Raw genomic sequence first — 6,759 nt, 5'->3', positions numbered from 1 at the left:
TTTTCTGCAAAGTTACAACAATTTTTTGTCAAAGCACGTATTTTTTTAAAGCATGAGTGCTAACGGTTGGGTGCTTATTTTGTGCGGTGATTAATACGCACTTCATTTTCTACCGAAACAAAATTAATAAATAGCAATGACTTTTCCAAACCCACAAAACACCGCATGAAATAAGCACCATGTTGGGGGCAGTATTGTTTTATTTTTTGCCTTTTTTATTGTCAACAATTGTTTTGGTTACTTCTTTTAATTCTTTGAATGACATTGTCGAAAATGTTTCTTGCCATTTATTGTCTGTCGGTTGTTGTTTCAGTTTCAAAAGTGGATTGTTGTCTGAATATTTTTTTCCTTTGTCTGGTTTCCACTCAAGCAAGTCGTTTGGTTCACAAACTAAAATGTCACATAGCAATTCAATATGGTCTAATCTAAAACTGCGTATATTATTATTCAATATGCTCGTGGCAGAATGTGGAGAAAGTCCTGCTTTAACTAAAAATGTATAGGGCTTTTCTATCCCTCGCATTTTAAATATTGGTGTCAGGTTAAGTATCAACATAATATTTGTGTTAAAAATCAAAAGTAAATTGCAAAAATACAAAAATATGTTTCAATAACAAGAAAATGTTATTCAATAACACAAAAGTGTCATGCTGCAACACGAAACAGTCATTCAATAACACAAAAACATCATGCTATAACACGAAACAATCATTCAAAAACACAAAAGTATCATGCAATAACATAAAAACAGGTAGGTTGTTTTCTCATTTTTCATGTCAGTCATCTAAATTATGATGTCAATTTACACTTTGCTATCCGCTTTTTTAATTGTCAAAATGGGATTCTGAAATATTGCCCCCAACGATTAGGGCTTGATTTAGGCGGGCAATAAATACCTGCGTCATTCTCAGCCGTGAACAAATTTATAAATAATTTCTGAATTATCAAATTACTAATTTCTGCCCGCTTAAAACAAGCCCATGTTATGCACTGGCGGTTTTTCTGTTTCTTGAATGATTTATCATTATCAGGTTTTGGTGTTGATTGTTAATGGGTGCCTTTTTGTTTTGGCAGGTGGGATGGCGTTTAAATTTTTACAGAAGGGTGGGATTTTTTTTGTTTTTGTTTCAAATTGCAGAATGTAGTGGGTTGGGTTTGGCAAGCTCTTGCTGCAAACTTTGGTCGTGGTTGGCTTGCGGGGTTTGCAGCATGTGCTTGCCATTGTGCTGTTGGGACTATTAACGATAAGCTACCATAACCTCTGTGTCAATATGCAAGAATACTCAAACATTATTGAAGAATACTCAGTCATTATTCAAAAACACTCAGTCAGAATCCAAGAATACTAAATCATCATAGGAAAATACTCAAATGTTATTCAAGAATACTAAGTCATCATGCAAGAACACTCAAATATTATTGAAGAATACTCAGTCAACATACGAGAATACTAAAACATCATTGAAAAACACTCGGTTATTATCAAAGAATACTCAGTCATCACGCGAGAACACTTAAACATTATTCGAAAACACTCAGTCATTATCCAAGAATACTAAAACATCATTGGGGAATACTCGGTCATTATCAAAGAATACTTAGTCATCATTGGAGAACACTCAGCAATCATAAAAAAATACTCAGTCATCATATTGAAATATAAAAGCATCATGCCAAAAGAGTCTGTTTATGGAACTGCTTGGGGAGTGTCTAAAAAACTGTGTAAAACGGTCTAAAAACTATTTAAAAATCAAAAAGGGGATATACTGTTAATATACCCCCTTGTATTTCTGAACTATCCTTTTACAAATTATGTTTCGTGAATTTTATTTTACTGATTTGTTTATACTGTGGGCTTGTGGCTCCAAATACAGATTTTACATAATTTTTTACTTCTAAACCAATATCAACTAAACCTGTTAAAGGTTGGTACAGGACAATGTTTCTCGATAACATCGCATTTGAATATGCTGTATGTGCATTAATAACAGCAGTATTTAAAGTTCTCAAACTTGTTAACTGAGTGTTTAGGGCTGTTACTTTTAAATCGAGTTCATTAGGAACATACAACGGCTCAGATGAAACCACCTGAATAATTTTAGTATAATGGTCTATGAGGTCGTCGAAGCCCTGTTGTGATACCGAAATATTTTTGTGTTCGGCTTCAGTTGCACTTTCGGGTGTGTCGGCTTTAACAACTTCTTCGACAATTTTCTTTGCTCTTTTGCCCTGAACTTTGCGATTTACAGTTAATGCGTCATCGATTAACTGCTGAGTTGCATCGGTAGCTTTGAGTGCATTGATAATTCTGGTGCAAAGTTTTTTAAGAGGTGTAAATGCAATTTCTCTCGCATTTGTAGCATTGTCAAAAACCGTTTTAGCCGATTTTACAGTTTGCAAAGCATTTCTTCCTGAAGTAAGTAATGTTTGCAATGACGCAAGTTTTAAATTTACTTTTGACGGATTATAGGCGGCTCCGTAACCAGTGCAAACCGAAATTTCTTCTTCTAAGTTTGCAACATTCATAGAATGTCCACTTTCACTTGTAGAATTCATAAATTTGAAGTTTTAAGATTAATAAATTGCTCCCGTTATTCTGAGAGCGTTAATTTGTAGAAGTGGCTCATAGGCGGGTTGTTTGTGGTTTAATTATATTTTATTAATCTTATTGTAAATATAGCAAATTATAGACCAAAAGTCAAGTGAAAATGAGGGAATGGTAAGTTTTTTTTAGTTAACGGCAGAAAGTTTATAAAGAAATATTTTGCTTAATATTTTGAATAACGATAAAACGCAACGTGCATTAGGGATAGTAGCGAAAATACTTTTATGAGGAACGAATAAAAGTATTGAAGTGAATAGCCCGACACCAATTTGCGTAGGGTTGTGCGTGGCAATTGGTGGAATGCCCAAATATTTTTTTATTCTGCAATTAAATATTTACCATTTTCATCAGTTATTTTATTTCCTTTTTCATCCAAAATGTAATTTATCGCTTTTTTATTGTTTATTAATATTGTTAAACTATCACACTGGTTTTTATAATATTTTATTTGTTCGTCTTTATTTAATTTATCAACATTATGTTTTTCTCGTTCATATTTTTTTGTTAATTCAAAAACTTTCTTTTTATAAACTTTTCTCATTGTTTTTAAGCTATCTTCATATCTCGTTATAGCTAAAGATAAAGAGTCTAATTTTTTTTGTTTTATTTTGTTTTCGCTGTTGAGCTTTTCCTTTTGTTTATCAAAAAAACCCGAAATAACCCCAATAGATAAAGAACCTAAAATAATTATTAGTGACGGCAAAATAGCTTTCCAAAAAGAATATTTGCAAAACCACCATCTTCTGTATTCTTTAACTTCTATACTTAATTTCTCTAACTCTAATTCTTCTTTTGATTTCGTATTGATTTGTTTACACATAATATTATTACTTAAAGTTATTTCATAGCCACAATTTTTATTTCTTCACAAATTATATTTATTAATTATAAATTCAACTTGTTCTTTATGTGGAAAGTTATTTGTTAATAATAAATCCTTTAAATTATTAAGATGGTCTTTTAAATATAACTTAATTTTTTCGCGATTTTTATTTTTTTTATTATAAAGATATTTAACATAGTAAGCAAAAAACACTAATTCGTAAGTTGATATAATTGATAAAAATCGGACTATGTAGGTTTTTTTTATATCATCTTCTATCTCCTCATTATTATCAATAATATTAAAAAACTCAATTATGTAATTACAGTGATGACGGAATACATTGTTATGAATATTGAATATTTCCTTAAACTTATCTACTTCACTACCTTTTACTAAATATCCAACAGCATTACCAAATATTTCTCTTCCATGTTGGTAAACAATGTTTTTTTGCATGTCTATTGCTTTATGCAACCACCTTTCATTAATTAAATCTAATAAAATATAGTAATTTGAGATGTATTGTTGAAAAGCATTCTCAAATTGCTGCTTTCTTTGCTGAAAAAAAGTCATGTACAAGAAAATAACACCTAGCAAAGAAAAACAAACACCTATAGTCCCTGCGAAATAGCTTCCGAAATCTCCCCAATCAGAATGCTCTAATGATAAATTTGAATGAAATTTCAACAAATAAATTCCTAAGAAAATTATTAGAATTGCAACGATTAAAATTGCCATGATTGGCAATATTTTCTTTTTTATATATTTTCGAATTGCGACTAACACATGCGTTGTTGCATGGCTGTAATATTTAATATGCATGAATATTTTTTTTATTGTTTTTTTTTAATCAAATACATAAAATAAAGACAATTAATTATTTTTAATTATTTTCCTTTCTTCTTCTGTCAATCCATACAACTCATAAACCATATCATCAATTTCTTTATCGGTTTTATTTATTTCATTTTGTAATTCTATTGCTTTGGCTTTTTCTTTTTCAAAGTATTCGAGCCATTCGGATTGTTCGGTAAGTGAAAGTTTGATTTTTTGTTTTTGGAGTTCTTTTGAAAAGCTATTAAAATCAAGATTTATCCAATCTTCTAATTTATTTGTGATTTTTAAATCATTATATTTTGATATAAAAAGTTTTATGAATTTTGTTTTTATTTCTTGTAGTTCTTTGTTTTTGGAAAGCATTATGTCGGCTTTTTCGGTGAAAGATTTTTGTAACTCTAAATTTAATATTTTTATAGGTAGCTTAGCCAAATGAACTGGTTTAACTTCATATTCATTAAAATATTTATTAAAATAAAAATCTAATAATTCCGAATTAAGTAAAACATAGATATATTTTAGACTATAATCATCGTTTGTTGAAACAATATTTGAAATTCGGTTTAAATTATAATATTGCTCTGTATCATAATAACAAACCAATTTTCTTTTCATCCCTCTTCTTGTTCTTTGTACTAAAATTTTTTCTTTTAAGAATACATATTCTGGCGGTAATGCCCGACCTTTATCCCCTTTACTTTTTACAAAATCGACATCATACATAATCCATTCTTCGTCCCAATCAACAAAATTTCTTCCAATATTTTTTCCATTGAGCATTTTATGGTATCTGTCATCAACTTTATTATTTGATGTTAATTCTTCTTTAATATAACCTGTATTTATTCCTACTGTACAGTATGCTATTTTTCCTAATTCAATAGAATTTAATTGACACTTATTGATAATTGTATCTAATTCACTTGATAGATTAATATTAAACGAGTGGTCTTTTGAATAATATTTTAATAAATCAATCATGTAGGATTTTTCTAAACTAAAGAATTTTCCCGTTCTTTCTCTATCAATTTTAATTTGTGTATTTTGGATTGAAACTTTCTGTTTGCAGAAAGTAAATATTATGCTTTCCACAACAACATTTTCAAAAACGTTTAATCCTAAATCAAAAAACTCTATTATTCTAAATTCATTAACAATAATCTCCCTTAACTTTTTATAAGTTATTGCACTTAAAAAGGTATTTGGAACAATTAAACTCGAATAACCGTTTTGTTTTGATATTATGTTTAGTTTTTCAATAAAAAATTTATATAAGTCAAAATTTCCTTCCGTTGAGGAGTAGTTTTTCTTAAAAAAGTCTTTTTCTATTTCTAAAATTGCATTTCTATATGTATATGGCGGATTTCCAATCACGATATCAAAACCACCATTAGCAAATATTTCAGGAAATTCATTTTTCCAATTAAATGCTTTTTCACCTGCAATTGCCTTATCATCAATTAATGAATTTCCGCATTTAATATTTTTATTAAGTGAAGTAAGCTTTCGTCCTTTTTGTGCTGTACGAAGCCAAAGAGAGAGTTTTGCGATTTCAATACTTTCATCATTCAAATCAACTCCATATAAATTATTTTCAAGTATTTTGTTTTCTATATCGGGAAATACAATGCTCGCAGCGGAAACCTTTGCTTGCAGTTCATCAATTATTTTATGTTCTTCGATTAAATAATTTAATGCTTGGTTTAAGAAAGCTCCCGAACCACAGGCAGGGTCGCATATTGTGAGTTTTAATAACCAGTTGCGGTAAGATTCGAGTATTTCAATTAATTCTTTTCTTTTTGCTTTGCGTTTTGTATAACTAAATTCATCTTCATTAATTTGTAATTCTTTTTTCTTTTCATCACATAAAGAACCAAGTGTCTTATCAACAATGTATTTTGTTATATATTTAGGAGTGTAAAAAATTCCGTCTTTCTTTCGCTTGGTTTTATTTTTTTCAATTGTTTGTCCTTCGAGTTCGGCTTGTACTTCTTCAATTTCATTTAAACTGTGTTCAAAAATATGTCCGAGAATATTAACATCAACATCGCTTTGATAATCGTAATCGCTAAGTTTATGAGTGTGGGTAAAAAGTATTTGGTCGTCAATTTTTATATTGTCAAGAACTTCGTCGGCTTCGAATAATCCGCCATTATATGCGAATATTTCATGTGTCTTTCCTTTGTGTCCTATGTTTAAATAATTGAAATATTTTTTAAATCTATCATATAATGGAAAGTATTCATCTTCTTCTTTAAAACGTTCCCATTGTTTTATGATTTCTCTTATTGAGTTTGGCGGAAGTAATAATCTGTCTTCGGCAAAGAGTATAAAAAGAAAGCGGTCTAAAAGTTTTTGTGTTTTTTTATAAAGTAAGAGTTTATTGGAGATTCCGCGTAAACTGGTCCAGTAATTCCGCGACAAAGTGTTCCGCACTTTACGCACTAAACTGGTCCGCCTATTTCGCGGCAAACTGTGCCGCCTAAAACAC

General features: G+C 29.8%; 5 protein-coding genes. All 5 read right to left on the bottom strand.

What is annotated here, in order from left to right:
• Positions 1-199 precede the first annotated feature (199 nt).
• The 5 genes from WC223_13660 to WC223_13640 all read right to left on the bottom strand — a co-directional run bounded on the left by WC223_13660 (position 200) and on the right by WC223_13640 (position 6,704).
• Positions 200-556, bottom strand: a complete 357-nt coding sequence (locus tag WC223_13660; GenBank protein ID MFA6925287.1) for a helix-turn-helix transcriptional regulator — start codon at positions 554-556, stop codon at positions 200-202.
• A 1,247-nt stretch (positions 557-1,803) separates the two neighbouring features.
• Entirely contained in the window at positions 1,804-2,556 is a 753-nt protein-coding gene (locus tag WC223_13655) for a hypothetical protein (protein ID MFA6925286.1), read from the bottom strand.
• 365 nt (positions 2,557-2,921) lie between these two features.
• Positions 2,922-3,425, bottom strand: coding sequence for a hypothetical protein (locus tag WC223_13650; GenBank protein MFA6925285.1), 504 nt, complete (start codon positions 3,423-3,425; stop codon positions 2,922-2,924).
• Between the two features lie 45 nt (positions 3,426-3,470).
• Positions 3,471-4,253 (bottom strand): hypothetical protein, encoded by a 783-nt coding sequence (locus tag WC223_13645; protein ID MFA6925284.1) that lies wholly within the window; start codon positions 4,251-4,253, stop codon positions 3,471-3,473.
• A gap of 51 nt (positions 4,254-4,304) precedes the next feature.
• A complete protein-coding gene (locus WC223_13640; GenBank protein MFA6925283.1) occupies positions 4,305-6,704 on the bottom strand; it encodes a TaqI-like C-terminal specificity domain-containing protein in 2,400 nt (799 codons plus the stop codon).
• Between the last annotated feature and the right edge of the window lie 55 nt (positions 6,705-6,759).

The organism is Bacteroidales bacterium, assembly GCA_041671145.1.
Lineage (GTDB): Bacteria > Bacteroidota > Bacteroidia > Bacteroidales > JAHJDW01 > JAQUPB01.
Note: the sequence above shows the minus strand (reverse complement) of the source record. Positions and strands in the feature narration are given on the sequence as shown.

What these genes read in the sequence shown, in the direction of transcription:
- WC223_13660 (MFA6925287.1), bottom strand. Translation starts at nt 556, where the DNA reads ATGTTGATACTTAACCTGACACCAATATTTAAAATGCGAGGGATAGAA.
- WC223_13655 (MFA6925286.1), bottom strand. Translation starts at nt 2,556, where the DNA reads ATGAATTCTACAAGTGAAAGTGGACATTCTATGAATGTTGCAAACTTA.
- WC223_13650 (MFA6925285.1), bottom strand. Translation starts at nt 3,425, where the DNA reads ATGTGTAAACAAATCAATACGAAATCAAAAGAAGAATTAGAGTTAGAG.
- WC223_13645 (MFA6925284.1), bottom strand. Translation starts at nt 4,253, where the DNA reads ATGCATATTAAATATTACAGCCATGCAACAACGCATGTGTTAGTCGCA.